12 protein-coding genes and 1 other annotated feature are annotated in these 15329 nt (G+C 40.7%); of the genes, 10 read left to right on the forward strand and 2 right to left on the reverse strand.

Features of this window, described 5'->3' with window-relative positions:
* Positions 1-30: 30 nt before the first annotated feature.
* Complete coding sequence (locus tag LQZ76_RS05030; RefSeq protein WP_230098673.1) at positions 31-2610, forward strand: DNA translocase FtsK; 2580 nt, start codon at positions 31-33, stop codon at positions 2608-2610.
* 26 nt (positions 2611-2636) lie between these two features.
* On the opposite strand, the gene LQZ76_RS05035 is transcribed toward LQZ76_RS05030, so the two are convergent.
* Both LQZ76_RS05035 and LQZ76_RS05040 read right to left on the reverse strand, forming a co-directional pair.
* Positions 2637-4148, reverse strand: coding sequence for a PH domain-containing protein (locus LQZ76_RS05035; RefSeq protein WP_230098674.1), 1512 nt, complete (start codon positions 4146-4148; stop codon positions 2637-2639).
* Positions 4141-4617, reverse strand: coding sequence for a PH domain-containing protein (locus LQZ76_RS05040; protein ID WP_230098675.1), 477 nt, complete (start codon positions 4615-4617; stop codon positions 4141-4143). The genes LQZ76_RS05035 and LQZ76_RS05040 overlap by 8 nt, the downstream gene beginning before the upstream one ends.
* 157 nt (positions 4618-4774) lie before the next feature.
* On the opposite strand from LQZ76_RS05040, the gene LQZ76_RS05045 reads away from it, so the two are divergent.
* The 9 genes from LQZ76_RS05045 to LQZ76_RS05085 all read left to right on the forward strand — a co-directional run bounded on the left by LQZ76_RS05045 (position 4775) and on the right by LQZ76_RS05085 (position 15235).
* A complete protein-coding gene (locus LQZ76_RS05045; protein WP_230098676.1) occupies positions 4775-5275 on the forward strand; it encodes a peroxiredoxin in 501 nt (166 codons plus the stop codon).
* A 32-nt stretch (positions 5276-5307) separates the two neighbouring features.
* Positions 5308-5533, forward strand: a binding site (T-box leader).
* 46 nt (positions 5534-5579) lie between these two features.
* Positions 5580-8240, forward strand: coding sequence for a valine--tRNA ligase (locus LQZ76_RS05050; RefSeq protein WP_230098677.1), 2661 nt, complete (start codon positions 5580-5582; stop codon positions 8238-8240).
* A 291-nt stretch (positions 8241-8531) separates the two neighbouring features.
* Positions 8532-9086 (forward strand): DNA-3-methyladenine glycosylase I, encoded by a 555-nt coding sequence (locus LQZ76_RS05055; RefSeq protein ID WP_230098678.1) that lies wholly within the window; start codon positions 8532-8534, stop codon positions 9084-9086.
* Positions 9087-9168: 82 nt separating this feature from the next.
* Complete coding sequence (secG, locus tag LQZ76_RS05060; RefSeq protein WP_168722297.1) at positions 9169-9408, forward strand: preprotein translocase subunit SecG; 240 nt, start codon at positions 9169-9171, stop codon at positions 9406-9408.
* A gap of 199 nt (positions 9409-9607) precedes the next feature.
* Positions 9608-10351, forward strand: a complete 744-nt coding sequence (locus LQZ76_RS05065; RefSeq protein WP_230098679.1) for an alpha/beta hydrolase — start codon at positions 9608-9610, stop codon at positions 10349-10351.
* A 24-nt stretch (positions 10352-10375) separates the two neighbouring features.
* Positions 10376-12796 carry a ribonuclease R gene (rnr, locus tag LQZ76_RS05070; protein WP_230098680.1) on the forward strand — a complete coding sequence of 807 codons (2421 nt, stop codon included), beginning with the start codon at positions 10376-10378 and terminating at the stop codon, positions 12794-12796.
* A 26-nt stretch (positions 12797-12822) separates the two neighbouring features.
* On the forward strand, positions 12823-13281 hold the full coding sequence (smpB, locus tag LQZ76_RS05075) for an SsrA-binding protein SmpB (protein ID WP_230098681.1): 459 nt from the start codon (positions 12823-12825) through the stop codon (positions 13279-13281).
* A gap of 163 nt (positions 13282-13444) precedes the next feature.
* On the forward strand, positions 13445-13915 hold the full coding sequence (locus LQZ76_RS05080) for a hypothetical protein (RefSeq protein ID WP_230098682.1): 471 nt from the start codon (positions 13445-13447) through the stop codon (positions 13913-13915).
* Between the two features lie 312 nt (positions 13916-14227).
* Complete coding sequence (locus LQZ76_RS05085) at positions 14228-15235, forward strand: rod shape-determining protein (RefSeq protein WP_230098683.1); 1008 nt, start codon at positions 14228-14230, stop codon at positions 15233-15235.
* Positions 15236-15329 lie beyond the last annotated feature (94 nt).

Genomic DNA, 15329 nt, shown 5'->3' on the forward strand with positions numbered 1-15329 from the left:
TGGGCGCGTTTTGTTTGAAAGGAGGTCGACATGCCTGTCAAGAAACAAACGACAACAAATACTCGTAAACGAACCCCTGCCAAAGCTAAGCCAAAAGCAAAGCCCCGTGGGACAGCCACTAAAAGTGAAGCCTTTATTTATCGGAATAATTTAATTGGCGTGGCAATTGTGTTTATTTTATTGTTAGCAATTTTAAAAGCTGGTGAAGTGGGTTTACTTTTAGCAAATGGCTTTCGCTATGTTGTTGGGGACTCATATCAAGTCTTTACGAGCTTTTTAGCCATCTTATTCCTATATTTTGCCGTGTATGGTAAATGGGTTAATTTAAAAGGCCGGGTTTATCTCGGCTTTGGCTTAACTTACTTAGGGGTGTTAGTCTGGCAATCATTGAGCTTTTTTACGAATGCTAATGTGCGTAGTGGCGAATTGACGGTCTTAAGTAATGCCATTAAATCGGATATGGTTAATCATCTAGCCCAAAGTGACGTCGGTGGTGGTGCGATTGGTGCTTTAATGTATGGCGCGGTGGCACCACTAGTTGCTAACTGGGGCACGATTGTGATTGCAATTGGCTTAATTATTGCCGGGATTATTGTTTTATTTGATTTGCCATTACAAAAAACATTGGGAATTTTCTTTAATAGCTTAGGAATTTTTGGCCACAAAACCGCGCAATCGGCCCAAAAAGTTAGTGAAGAGCTCCAAAAGCGAACGGAACAAATTAAAACTGAACTTGAAGCAACTCGGGAAGCCGAACGCCAAGCCCGGATTGATAATATTTTAGATCAAGATTTATTTCCAGCTTCTAAACCATTACCAACGCCCAAAGCAATGGCCCCCGATAAGGCAGCGACTGACAGTGTAGCACCGGCTAGCTTAGCATCAGAAACAGTTACACCCAAAATTTCAACATTTGATATTAAGCAATTAGATCAATCATTGGCGCCAGTTGAACCGGCTGAACCGGTCTTTAAGACGCCAGGGACGCCAACGATGAGCGCCCCAGTTGTCGAAGATGAAGGGCCGGTTGTGCCAACGAGTGACTGGACAACGAAACCAACGCCTGATCCGATGGCCGCCGATGCATTTGATTTACCAACTGATGTTGAACCAAACGACGTTCAACCACCAGTCCCAACGATGGCTAGTCCAAGTGAAAATGGCTTTGATGAACAAGATTATCAATTACCATCAACTAATTTGTTGGATCAAGTTAAGCAAACTGATCAATCAGCCGATTACCAACAAATTAAAGAAAAATCACAAATTCTCCAACAAACGCTTAAATCATTTAATATCGATGTAACGGTGGAATCGGTCGCTTTAGGACCAACCGTGACCCAATATGAAATTAAACCGGCCATTGGGACGCGCTTGTCTAAAATTACCGGACTGGCCCAAGATTTGGCGCTTGCCTTAGCCGCAACCAGTGTGCGGATTGAAGCCCCAATTCCAGGTAAATCATTAGTTGGGATTGAAGTACCAAATGCCCATCAAGCAATGATTGGTTTCCGTGACGTCTTTGAAAATTCACCTCAAGATGAAGAAGGTCAACTTGAAGTGCCGATTGGGCGTGGAATTACGGGTGAAGTGGTCACGGCCGATATTGGGAAGATGCCACACTTGTTAATTGCCGGACAAACTGGTTCGGGTAAATCAGTGGCGATTAATGGGATTATTGCTGGTTTATTGATGAAAAATAAACCAAGTGATTTGAAAATGGTGATGGTCGATCCTAAGCAAGTGGAATTATCAATTTATAATGATATTCCGCACTTGCTAACCCCAGTTGTGTCTGATCCACGTAAAGCCGCCCGGGCCTTACAAAAAGTGGCCAAAATCATGGATGATCGTTACAAATTACTTGCAACGGTCGGTGTGCGGAAGATTAGTGAATACAATAAGCAAATTGAAGCGTATAACGGTGAACATCAAACGGGCTACGTTAAGATGCCTTATATTGTGGTCGTGGTTGATGAAATGGCCGATTTGATGATTCAAGTTAAATCCGAAGTTGAACAACCAATTATTCGGATTGCCCAACTAGGCCGGGCGGCTGGTATTCATATGATTTTGGCCACCCAACGGCCAACCGTTGATGTTATCACCGGCTTGATTAAAGCTAACGTGCCATCGCGGATTGCCTTTGCGGTGGCCTCAGGGATGGATTCACGGACCATTCTTGATAAAAACGGGGCCGAACAATTGCTTGGTCATGGGGATATGTTATTTGAACCAAGTGGGAAACCATCGCAACGGGTGCAAGGGGCCTTTATTTCCGACCGCGATGTTAACAACTTGGTTGATTTCATTAAGGCGCAAACTACGGCCGATTATGATGATTCGATCACCGAAGAAATCGAATCAGATGCCGATGGTGGCGACGGTGATAATGGAGCACCGGCTCACGATATGCAGTGGGCGGATGTCCTTGAGTTTATTGTGCGCGAACAAAAAGCCTCAACGTCGTTATTACAACGCCGCTTTGGCTTTGGGTATAACCGGGCTGCCCGCATTATTGATCAATTAGAAGCCGAAGGGTATATTGGACCAAATAATGGCTCAAAACCTCGGGAAGTGTATTTACAATCATTAGATGACGCTAAATAAAAAACAGACGCCTAGGCGTCTGTTTTTTATTTGTTTTCACTCAGGACTTGTTGTTTGTACCACGTTTGGAGTTTTTCATTTTCGTTAGCTTCTAAATAACGTAACGTCAAACTTGCAGCGCGACTACCTTCACGAATGATAAAATCTAAGTGATGCGTTGTGCCGTGGGCCATAAAGATTGATTGGTGATGATTGATGAGCTGAAGTTTATTAGCTCGGAGTAAAAAGATTTTTTTGGTCATAAAGACGTTATTTTGGATATTTAACTGATCTTTTGAAATTGCATATTTAGTTTCAGTGTTATCCAACCATGCCCAGACGGTAATGCACAGTGCAATAATGATAATTCCAATAACCATTACGGGAACGTACCAACCATAATAAATTGGGATTAGGACGAGTGGTAGCCAGCAAAACCACAGCCAGCCAATGCGCCAAAAATTCCAAAAGTGTGATTTGGTATTATCGCGCCCTAACTTACTAAACTCAAATTCATATTCCGGTAATAAGTTTTTTAAGACGACTGGAAGATTAAGTTGGTCAATGACGGGAATTAAAACGAGTGATTTATCATTGGCATCTTCTTGTTTATCGGACCCGGAAATGAACAATTTAACGGTATATAATTTAAATAACCGCCGTAAAAATGATTGCTCAATCGTGATGCCTTGAATTTTACGTTGATCAAAATGGACCGTAGTTTTACTAAAAAAACCTTTGCTGATACTAAAAGTATGGTGATTACGCGTTACAACTTGGTGGTAATAACGATTCAAAATTTGTAACAAGCTCAAAAGCATCCCAAAGATAATCGCCAAGATAGTCAACGCGACAATCGCAATCACGGAATTTTTAACAACTAATTGATTGACTTGATTAAGAAAATGTTTGGGGATAATTTCTGACAGGTGGGAATATACTAGAAATAAAATTGATATTCCTGGTAAAATCCCTAATGAAGTTAAGCCATAAATCAGGAGCTCATGCATGTTAATGGCGTAACTGATATCGTTGTTTGGTGTAGGCGTCGTCGGTTGCTTGGCCATCGCATCACTACCAGTTGTTTGAGGATAAAGCACTTCAACTTGCCCAGGTAATTGAACGTGTTGTCGTTGATTACGGGTGGCTTCGATTTCATCAGCCGCGGCAATTGTCAGGGCTTTTAACACGATTGGTTCATCATCTTGACTAGCGGTTTCAATCTTTAATTCAACGAGTTTAAAGATTTGCATATACCATGGTTGAATCCGTTCAATTGATTGAATGCGACTATATGGCATATGGCGGGCTTGTTTAATAATTACGCCGGTTTTAAAACTAAATTCTTGGGCTTCAAGCGTATAGGTGGTTTTGAAATAGTTAATAATCGGTAAAGCAATAATTAAGAGGGCTAACATTACGCCCAGACCATATAAAACGGGCTTGGGCAAGTTAAAAGTACTAGCGATAAAAACTAAGATGACAAAAATAAAGACGGAATTAATTAAGCTATTAACGACCGTGATGGGGACTAGTAACCAGTGTAAACGTTTAGGCATTTTCTTCCCTAGCCTTTCGTGCAGCTTGGACAATTTGATTGCGTAGGCTATCAGCTTCCGCCGCCGTAATTCCGGCAATTGAAAAACCATCAGCAGCGGTGACCACTTTAAGTTCTTTTAAATGCGCCATTTGTAAGAGCGGGCCTTGCTCTAAATCGACGTTTTGAATTCGATTTATTGGAATGGTGCGTTGTTGGCGAATAAAGAAGCCGGATTGAATAAAGACAAAATCAGCGTTAATTTCATAGCGCCAAAAACGATAATAGTAGGGTACGAGGGCTAAATTGATAATATCAAGTAATAGGGCTAGAGCTGCGATAATTAAAACATACGGCGTAATCATTGGTAGGAATCGTTGGCTAAGGTACCAAGCGCCACCGCAAATAACTAATAAAACGAGTAAGCCGAGGACTTTACTAATTAACCAAACCGGAATAATTTGTTTAGGTAATGCTTTTGTTTGATTCATAATGGCTCCATTCTTTAGATGAAATTATAAAATTTATAAAATGATAACATAAATATCAAAGATAACCAAATTACGTGCGAGGGCATTTAGATATTGTCGTTTGTTTCCCCAACGTGTTAAAATTTATATAATCTAAATTACAATGAGGTGGATACACATGGACATTTTCGTAGGTGAAGACAAATTTCAAACAGTTGGTGAACCAGTTTCAGTTGGTATGGAATTGCCACACTTTAAGTTAATCGACGCAGAAGGTAACAAAGTTAAGACAGCTGATTTATTAGGTAAGGTTACTTTGATCAGTGTTGTGCCAAACATCGAAACTAACATCTGTGCTTTACAAACAAAGCACTTTAACGAAGTTATTGATAAGTATAACGACATTAACTTTATTACGGTTTCAACTAACTCAGTTGAAGAACAAACTAAGTGGTGTGCTGCTGAAGGTGTTGAAAACATGAAGATGCTTTCAGATAAAGAAGAATCATTCGGTTACGCCATGAACCTCTTTATTGAAGCAACTGCTTTTGATGCACGTTCAATCTTCATTATCGATGCTGACGGTCAAATCGTTTACCGTCAAATCGTTGAAATTACTGGTACTGAACCAGATTACGCTGATGCACAAGCTAAGTTGGAAGAAATTTTAGCTAAATAAGTAGTAGCGGATATTTTTTGAAAATGTTAATATAAAATGCGACGATGTAAGAGGATTAGTAAGAATTCTTAATTTTAGCGACAAGGTGGTTGGTGCAAACCTTGATAAGAACTTACGAAGGTAGCTTACAGGGCATCTGATTCTGAACTAATAGTAGGAATTAGCGGTTTAACAATCCGTTACTATTGTTAGAGTGGACCCTCAATAATTTGAGCGGTCAATTCAGGTGGTACCACGACTTTTACAGCCGTCCTGATTGCATTTAGCAATCGGGGCGGTTTTTTATTTTAGAAAGGGAATTATTATGGCAAAAGATATTGATATGTCAACCAAATACGATCCAACTTCTGTTGAAGCTGGTCGTTACCAAGCTTGGGATGAAGCTGGTCTATTTAAACCTTCAGGAGACAAAACTGCGCACGCGTATTCAGTTGTGCTTCCACCACCTAACGTGACGGGTAAGCTTCACTTAGGACATGCCTGGGATACAGCTTTACAAGATATGATCGTGCGTCAAAAACGGATGCAAGGTTTTGATACTGTCTGGGTCCCAGGGATGGACCACGCAGGGATTGCCACGCAAGCGAAAGTTGAAGCTCGTTTACGTGAAGAAGGCATTACCCGTTATGACTTAGGTCGCGAAAAATTCATCGAGCAAGTTTGGTCATGGAAAGATGAATATGCTTCAATCATCAAAGCGCAATGGGGTAAATTAGGGCTTTCACTTGATTACTCACGCGAACGCTTTACCCTTGATGAAGGGTTATCAAAAGCAGTTCGGAAAGTCTTTGTTGACCTTTACAACAAAGGTTTGATTTACCGTGGTGAATACATCATTAACTGGGATCCCCAAGCCCGGACGGCGTTATCAGATATCGAAGTTATTCACCAAGATGATGAAGGAGCTTTCTACCACGTTAAGTACCCATTTGTTGATGCGGATGTAACTTACGATGGTAAAAACTACATCGAAATTGCTACGACACGTCCCGAAACAATGATGGGGGATGTGGCAGTTGCGGTGCACCCAAGTGATGAACGTTACAAGGCCTTAGTTGGTAAGAAAGTTATGTTGCCACTTGCCAATCGTGAAATTGAAATCATCGCGGATGAATATGTTGATCCTGAATTTGGAACGGGGATGGTTAAAATTACACCAGCCCACGACCCTAATGACTTCTTAGTTGGTAATCGTCATAACTTACAACGTATTAACACGATGAATGATGATGCCTCAATGAACGAATTAGCCGGTAAATATAACGGTATGGATCGTTTTGACGCCCGTAAAGCGATTGTTGCTGACTTAGAAGAGCTTGGTTTAATGCTTGCCATTGAACCAATTGTGCACTCAGTTGGTCACTCAGAACGGACTGGGGTTCAAGTTGAATCACGCCTTTCAACACAATGGTTCGTTAAGATGCAACCACTTGCGGAACAAGCATTAGACATGCAAAAAGGTGAAGACCGCGTTGAGTTTGTCCCTGCTCGTTTTGAAAATACCTTTACTAGTTGGATGGATGATATCCATGACTGGGTTATCTCACGGCAATTATGGTGGGGTCACCAAATCCCAGCGTGGTACAACAAAACGACTGGTGAAACTTATGTTGGTGAAGAAGCACCTCAGGATATTGAAAACTGGGAACAAGATAACGATGTGCTTGATACATGGTTCTCAAGTGCTTTATGGCCATTTACAACCATGGGTTGGCCAGATCTTGATGAAGAAGACTTTAAGCGTTACTTCCCAACTTCAACGTTAGTTACAGGTTATGACATTATCTTCTTCTGGGTTGCCCGGATGATGTTCCAATCAAAAGAATTTACTGGTCGTCGGCCATTTAAGAACGTCTTGATTCACGGTTTAATTCGTGATGAACAAGGTCGTAAGATGTCTAAATCCCTCGGTAACGGGATTGACCCAATGGACGTGATTGAAAAGTATGGTGCCGATGCCTTACGGTGGTTCTTATCAACTGGTTCAACACCTGGTCAAGATGTTCGTTTCTCATACACGAAGATGGACGCGGCTTGGAACTTCATTAACAAGATTTGGAATGCGTCACGTTACGTAATCATGAACCTTGATGAAAATACCAAGCCTGAATTACCAGCGACACAAGACTTAACATTAGCTGATAAGTGGATTGTTTCACGCTTACAAGCAACGATTAAACAAGTAACAACGATGTTTGATAAGTTTGAATTTGGTGAAGCTAACCGGGCCCTTTACAACTTTATCTGGAATGATTTCGCTGACTGGTACATCGAAATGACGAAGGAAACTTTAAATGGGGATGATGCCAAAGCTAAAGCCAATGTGCAAAACACTTTGGCCTACGTCTTGGATCAAACATTACGTTTACTCCACCCAACGATGCCATTTGTAACGGAAAAAATCTGGTTATCAATGCCACATAACGGTGAATCATTAGTGGTTGCGGCGTACCCAACGTATGATGAAACGTTAGCTAACCCAGTTGCGGAAAAACAATTCCAAAGCTTAGTTGATTTAATTACCGCTGTGCGTAACATCCGTAGTGAAGCGAATGCCGCGATGTCAACACCAATTGACTTGTTAATCAAGACTAACGATGCGGACTTACAAACTATTTTCAACGAAAATGCAGATTACATTAACCGTTTTGCACATCCAAAGGCGATGCAAATTGGGGCGGATGTAGTGGCACCTAAGTTGGCGATGACACAAGTTATTACCGGAGCTGAAATTTATGTTCCGCTTGCTGAATTGATTGACATCAAAGATGAAATTGCCCGTCTTGAAGGTGAAGTTAAGAAACTCCAAGGCGAAGTAAAACGTGGTGAAGGTAAGCTTGGTAACGAACGCTTTGTTAACAATGCCCCTGAAGACGTGGTCGCTGAAGAACGGCAAAAATTAGCTGATTGGCAAGAAAAATTAGTTATTACGCAAGCGCGTTTGACTGAATTACAAAACGCCTAATGTAATTTAAAATTTAGTAAATAAAAAGAGCTGCGAAAATTAATTTTCGCAGCTCTTTTTGCTATCTTAATCATCAGCTTGAATTACACCGTTTGAAGAAACGTCAGCTTCGTAATGAAACAATGATATTTTTACGCATATAATTCTTCCTATTATAATTTATTTTAGATATAAATTATAATAAAATGAATTTAATTACAAAAGAGGCATTTTGTAAGCTGAAAGTTCAGTATAAATTTGCTAAAATTTAGTAGGCATACTAAAGGTTACGTGAATAAAAAGGAGTAAGTGATGCAACGCTGTCAATGGATTACTGGGCAACCAGATTTTTATGTTAACTATCACGATCATGAATGGGGTAAGCCAATTCATGATGATCAAAAATTATTTGCGTGTCTCGTCTTGGAATTATTTCAAGCAGGCTTAAGTTTCAAAACGATTTTAAATAAACGGGCTAATTTTGAAACTGCTTTTGCTCATTTTGCGATTGCCCAAGTCGCTCAGTTTACGACCGTGGATGTCGAACGATTAATGCAAGATGCCGGAATTGTGCGGCATCGGGCTAAAATCTTAGCAGCCATTACCAATGCCCAATGTATTGTTAAGCTACAAGCGCAAGGGCAAACCTTTGCAGATTTTGTGTGGCAATTTGTGGATAATCAAGTAATTGATCATCAGATTACAACGATGGCTACTATTCCCACGAGTATTCCGGCCGCCCAACAATTACAAAAAGCGTTAAAACAAGCTGGCTTTAAATTTGTTGGTGAAAAAACCGTCTATGCTTTTATGCAAGCGGCGGGATTAGTAAATGACCATGAAATAACATGTGCATTTCATGGCTAACGATTTTACTAGCTTAAACCCTTTAATTATGTTAAAGTATACGGTAGATTGTCATTTGAAATTATAAACGGAGGCCACAGACGTGTACGATATTTTATTAGGCGCATTACTCGTAATTAGTGTGTTGATTATTATTGCGGTAATGATGCAACCATCTAAACAACAAGATGCATTGAACGCATTGACTGGTGGAGCCGGTGAATTATTTGCTAATCGCAAGGCTCGGGGATTTGAAGCCGTGATGCAACGGGCAACCGCAATTCTTGGCGGATTATTTTTCGTAATTGCATTAGTTTTGGTTTATTTATCAGCTCATAAATAATTACAATATTAATCCCCAGGTAGTTCTTTACCCGGGGTTTTTATATATAATGGTCTTGTAGTGATGATTTTGCTGGCCTTGATGCTTTTTATGAGCTTAAATAGTTGATAAAAGGTGTTAAGTAGCAAGCATGGCTACAAGAATGAGAGAAGAGAACCGCATTGGAACATAAATAAGCTTTGAATGTGAGGATGAATTTATGTATCAGGCACCAAAACCATTTTTCTTTGCAAATGAACAAGCAACTAAAGCTGTGGTGATGTTTCATGGCTACGCTGGTTCAACTAACGATATGCGGATGTTAGCACGGTCACTGCAACGGCAAAATTATGCGGTGTATTGTGCGAATTTTGCTGGTCATGGGACTGGCGAGCCGCGGGATATTTTAACTAAAAATATTGATGATTGGTTACAAGATGCTCGGGATGCGGTTAGTTATGTTCGTGATCGCGGATATAAAGAAGTTGCTGTGTGTGGGCTGTCATTAGGTGGCTTAATTGCTACTTGGATGTTAGCTGAATGTAAGGATATTAAAACGGGCATTGCGATTAGTGCACCATATATCATGCACGTCACGGAGCACTTTTATGATCAATTCATTTACTATGCTAATTTAGCGTACCGAGCACAAGGACTTGCTGAAACAACGATTATGGCTAATGATCAGGCGTTACGTTTAGCGGTTCCAAAACAAATTGAAGAAATTACCCACTTGTCAGAAATGGTGAATAAGCGGGCGGGTGAGATTTACCAACCAATGCTGCTTGCCCAAGGTGAGGCGGATAATATGCTTAATTTAGGGAGTGCGGCGACGTTTGCTAGCTACTTACCAATGGAGCCTACTATTCAGTACTATCCGGACGCTGGTCATGTTTTGACAGTTAATGAAGCTCATCATGCATTAGAAGCTGACGTATTACATTTTTTAAATGATAATCTTTAGAAAATGTTGAGAAAGAGGAAATATATGAACGAACAAACTTTGCAAGCGCAATTAGCAAGCTTTTTAAAAGCTAACCACACTCAAAGCTTTTCGGCGCAAGTACTTACAGATGGTCTTCGCTTGGATGATGCCAATGCATTCACTAAGGTGGTCCAAGCATTAGCCCAACTTGAACGTGACGGAAAAGTCGTGGTTAATGAAGCCGGCGAATTTACTTTTGCCCCTGAAAATCAAAAAATGGGAATTTTCCATGGTAATGAAAAAGGCTTTGGATTTGTCAAATACGACGAAAACGAATTGGATGTTTTTATTAGCCCAGCCAACACTTTAAATGCTCTTAACGGGGATGAAGTGGCCATTGAAATTACTCGTAAATCAACTGATCCTAGTCGAGGACCAGAAGGTAAAGTTACGGAAATTATGACGCACCACTATGAAAAAGTAGTTGGTCAATTTAGTCTTGGTTCAAACAAACCAGGAATTATCGGTTCAATCAAGTTAACTGATAAAAAGATTTTGACGTATGAATTTTTTGTAACCGATGCTGGTTTAACACCACAAGATGGTGAAGTTGTGACGGCCGATATCGTTACTTATCCAACCGCGGAAAACCCTAAAGAAATTTACGGGGTGGTGACTGAAGTTATTGGTTTCAAGGATGAACCCGGAATTGATATCTTACAAATTGTTTACAACCACGATGTACCGCACGAATTTCCAGCTGAAGTTTTAGAACAAGCACAAGCAATTCCAGACCACGTCTTGGATACGGAAAAAGCTGAGCGGGTCGACATTACTGACCAAACGTTGGTAACCATTGACAGTATTGAATCAAAAGATTTGGATGATGCCGTTGTGGTATGGAAATTGCCAAATGGTAACTTCCACTTAGGGGTGCACATTGCCGATGTTTCTAACTACGTTGTTGAAGGCACACCACTAGATGCTGAAGCATATAACCGTGGAACATCAGTTTACTTAACTGACCGGGTTATTCCAATGTTGCCACGTAACATTTCTAATGGGATTGCTTCATTGAACCCAGGGGTCGAACGCTTAGCGATGTCAGCCGATATGGAAATTGATCACAATGGGGAAGTTGTTAACCACAAGTTATACACTTCTGTGATGAAATCACATGCACGGATGACGTATAAGGCAGTTAACAAAATTTTGACTGATCAAGATGAAGCGACTCGGGCCGAATACCAAGAATTAGTCCCAATGTTTGAAGCAATGGAAGAGTTACACCACATCATGGTTGCCAAACGTAAGCGTCGTGGGGCCATTGAATTTGATGCGCCTGAAGCCAAAATTATTGTTGATGAAAATGGTAAACCAACCGATATTGAATTACGTGAACGTGGTTTATCAGAACGCATGATTGAATCATTTATGTTAGCAGCTAATGAAACAGTTGCCGAACACTTTGACCGCTTACACGTGCCATTCCTTTACCGGATTCACGAAACACCAGATGGTCAACGGGCTCAAAGTTTCTTTGAATTTGTGCAAGCGTTAGGCCACCCAGTTAAGGGTGATCCTAACAAGTTATCACCTAAGTTATTCCAAAATATCTTAGGTGAATTAGCTGAAACGCCAGAAGAACGCATGGTATCAACGATGATGCTTCGTTCAATGAAACAAGCTAAATACTCAAACGAACCAGTTGGTCACTTTGGTTTGGGGGCTGAATACTACACCCACTTTACATCACCAATTCGTCGTTACCCTGATTTAACGGTGCACCGTTTAATTAAATGGTACGAAAAGAATGGCCTTGGTGAAGACGCCACGGCCAAGTACCGTGATAAATTAGCTCAAATTGGGGAAGATACATCGCAAAAGGAACGTCGTGCGGTTGATACTGAACGGGATACTGACGCGATGAAGAAGGCCGAATTTATGGAAGAACACGTTGGGGAAACATTTGACGCTGTTGTTTCATCAGTCTTGAAGTTTGGGATGTTTATCTCACTTGAAAACACGGTTGAAGGTTTGATTCACATTTCAAACATGACCGATGATTACTACCAATACATCGATTCACACATGGCGTTAGTTGGTCGTCGCAGTCACCGAATTTTCCAAATTGGTCAAAACGTTAAGGTCCGCTTGGTCCGCGTTGATAAAGCGCAAAGTGCTCTTGATTTTGTCTTAGTTGATCCAAAGAGTGCCCCAACAACGACTTTACGGGCCCCAGAACCACAAAATAACGGTAACAACCGTGGTGGTAATGGCCGTGGGGGTGACAAACGTCGTCCTAACGATCACCGTAGTAGCAACAAGCCTGGTAACAAAGCTGGTAGCTTTAATAAAGGTGGTAAGTTTGGCGGTAAGTTTGGTGGTAATAACGAAAAATTCGGTGGTGGCGGTAAAGTCGGTGGCCGTGGTCAAAAAGGCCTTGGTCGTCGGAAACCAACCAGCCCAACACGGGGTTCATAATTAATTATTAAAAGGAGGAGTCGCTTATGGCCCATCAGCTAAATGACGCTCTTGCTAGTAATAAAAAAGCCCGCCATGAGTATTTTATTGAAGATACTTATGAAGCCGGGATGGTCTTAACGGGGACCGAAATCAAATCGGTACGTGCCGGTAAGATTCAAATTGCCGATGGTTACATTCAAATTAAAAACGGTGAAGCAACGTTACTTAATGTGCATATTGCACCCTTTGAACAGGGGAATCGCTTTAATGTTGATCCGTTGCGGCCCCGCAAATTACTTTTACACAAAAAAGAAATTAGTAAACTAATTAAAGAAACGCAAGCAACCGGGATGACGATTGCGCCCTTGAAAGTTTATTTAAAACATGGGTATGCGAAAATCTTGATTGGGGTTGCTAAGGGGAAACATGAATATGATAAGCGCCATGATTTGAAGAAGCGTGAACAAAATCGTGAAATTGAACGGGTGCTTAAACATCGTTAATATTACAGAAAAAAGCTATTTCCGCTTGGGAATAGCTTTTTTTGTCGATTTTTCTGTAATAAATGACATTATTTTGTAATTTATGTTTCTTTTATGTTACAGAAGTGTTACGATAAGTGTGTAGAAAAAATCAATATAAAATTAGCGTTTGGAGGTTAAGAAAATGAAATCATTGAAAAAGGTATTTGCAATTTTAATCGGTTTAGCAGTTGTCACATTATTTGTAGGGGTTAGCGTGCAAAATACGAATGCTTCCGTTGTTAACCGCCATACAGTTACCAAAGTTGTTAAAACCCCAGCAACTCCACAAATTATTACTAAAAAAATTCAAGGCACATGGTACTTTTTTGACAACCATGGTCGCCAACACAAGGTAATTATTACCGGCAACACGTTCCAACTTGATAACACGAAAGCAACAGTTAACCAAAACGGCTTTATGTACTACGCTGCTGATGGTATTTACCAATTAGGTTACAGCTACTCAGACAATGGTTATGCTTTCAAAACCAAGGTCCAAAAGATTAATGGCCGTGTCGTTAACACTTTACAAATGCTTAGTGCTAACTTTAGTGGCACCAATGTCCTTACCCAAGGTCGTGCTTACCACTTTGGTGCTCAAGCTTTCTTTTAAATGTATTCGAAATACTAGCAAAAAAGCTAGGAAAAGTAAATTTTCCTGGCTTTTTTGCTAGTATTTCTCGCTATCGCCCGACTTCTGTCACAGCTCCTTTTTAGTGAGTTTCTCGCTATCGCCTGACTTCTGGCAGAGCTCTATTTCATTTACTGGTGATAACAGCTTATTTATTTAACTTTGATTTAACTAAAATATGCTATTATTTTTAAGGTAAATGCAATAAATAATTCTAAGTAGTTTAATGATAACTGTTTTAGGATATGGTATAATACAAAAAGTTATTACACAGGAACGAAAGGAAGTAGCAACGTGTTATCATTTGGACAACGAAACATTGGAATTGATCTTGGGACAGCAAACACCCTTGTTTATATTGAAGGTAAAGGGATTGTGTTGCGCGAACCATCAGTCGTAGCACGCAATACTCAAACAAACGAGGTTGTTGCCGTCGGAGAGGCTGCCCGTGAAATGATCGGTCGTACACCTGGCAGTATTCGGGCGATTCGCCCAATGCGTGATGGAGTCATTGCGGATTACGATACAACAGTTGCGATGTTAAAATACTATTTAGAAAAATCCCTTGGTGGCCGTGGTCAAAAGCCATTTGTTACCATTGGGGTACCATCAGGAGTAACAACAGTTGAAAAGCGTGCGGTTATTGACGCGGCGCGTGTGGCCGGTGCTCGTGATGCGTATGTAATCGAAGAACCATTTGCAGCAGCTGTTGGAGCGGGATTACCAGTTATGGAACCTACTGGCTCAATGGTTGTTGACTTAGGTGGTGGAACTACTGATGTGGCAACAATTTCCCTTGGTGGGATTGTTTCAAGTCGTTCAATCCGTAAAGCGGGGGATGCTCTTGATGAAGCGATCATTAACTACATTCGTAAAGAATATAACGTTACTATTGGTGAACAAACCGCTGAACGTTTAAAAATTGAAATTGGTTCAGCAGATGTTGAAGCCTCTAAAAGTCTTGATGGAGCTCAAGCTCGTGGTCGGGATTTAGTTTCTGGTTTACCTAAGACGATTACGGTTACTGCTGAAGACGTTGCAATTGCAATTAAAGATGTGGTTGCTGAAATTATTGTAGCTATTCGCGAAACGCTCGAAGAAACATCACCTGAAATTGCCGCTGACGTGATTGATCACGGTATCGTGCTTACTGGTGGTGGTGCAATGTTGAAGCACTTGGATGATGTGATTTCAGAATCAACTAAGGTGCCCGTATTTATTGCTCCAGAACCATTAGATGCAGTTGCGATTGGAACTGGTGAAGCTTTGAAGTCAATTGACGCATTACGTAAGACAAAATAATGATTGGCTAAGTGGCGTGCGTGGGAAACCTGTACGCCATTTCGCTTTATACAACACTTTAAATTTGTATTAACTTAATCTGTGAAGGGAGGAA

It is taken from the genome of Periweissella ghanensis (assembly GCF_918814755.1).
Classification (GTDB): Bacteria; Bacillota; Bacilli; order Lactobacillales; family Lactobacillaceae; genus Periweissella; species Periweissella ghanensis.

What these genes read in the sequence shown, in the direction of transcription:
- LQZ76_RS05065 (WP_230098679.1), top strand. Translation starts at nt 9,608, where the DNA reads ATGTATCAGGCACCAAAACCATTTTTCTTTGCAAATGAACAAGCAACT.
- LQZ76_RS05040 (WP_230098675.1), bottom strand. Translation starts at nt 4,617, where the DNA reads ATGAATCAAACAAAAGCATTACCTAAACAAATTATTCCGGTTTGGTTA.
- LQZ76_RS05080 (WP_230098682.1), top strand. Translation starts at nt 13,445, where the DNA reads ATGAAATCATTGAAAAAGGTATTTGCAATTTTAATCGGTTTAGCAGTT.
- LQZ76_RS05035 (WP_230098674.1), bottom strand. Translation starts at nt 4,148, where the DNA reads ATGCCTAAACGTTTACACTGGTTACTAGTCCCCATCACGGTCGTTAAT.
- LQZ76_RS05055 (WP_230098678.1), top strand. Translation starts at nt 8,532, where the DNA reads ATGCAACGCTGTCAATGGATTACTGGGCAACCAGATTTTTATGTTAAC.
- rnr (WP_230098680.1), top strand. Translation starts at nt 10,376, where the DNA reads ATGAACGAACAAACTTTGCAAGCGCAATTAGCAAGCTTTTTAAAAGCT.
- LQZ76_RS05030 (WP_230098673.1), top strand. Translation starts at nt 31, where the DNA reads ATGCCTGTCAAGAAACAAACGACAACAAATACTCGTAAACGAACCCCT.
- LQZ76_RS05045 (WP_230098676.1), top strand. Translation starts at nt 4,775, where the DNA reads ATGGACATTTTCGTAGGTGAAGACAAATTTCAAACAGTTGGTGAACCA.
- LQZ76_RS05050 (WP_230098677.1), top strand. Translation starts at nt 5,580, where the DNA reads ATGGCAAAAGATATTGATATGTCAACCAAATACGATCCAACTTCTGTT.
- smpB (WP_230098681.1), top strand. Translation starts at nt 12,823, where the DNA reads ATGGCCCATCAGCTAAATGACGCTCTTGCTAGTAATAAAAAAGCCCGC.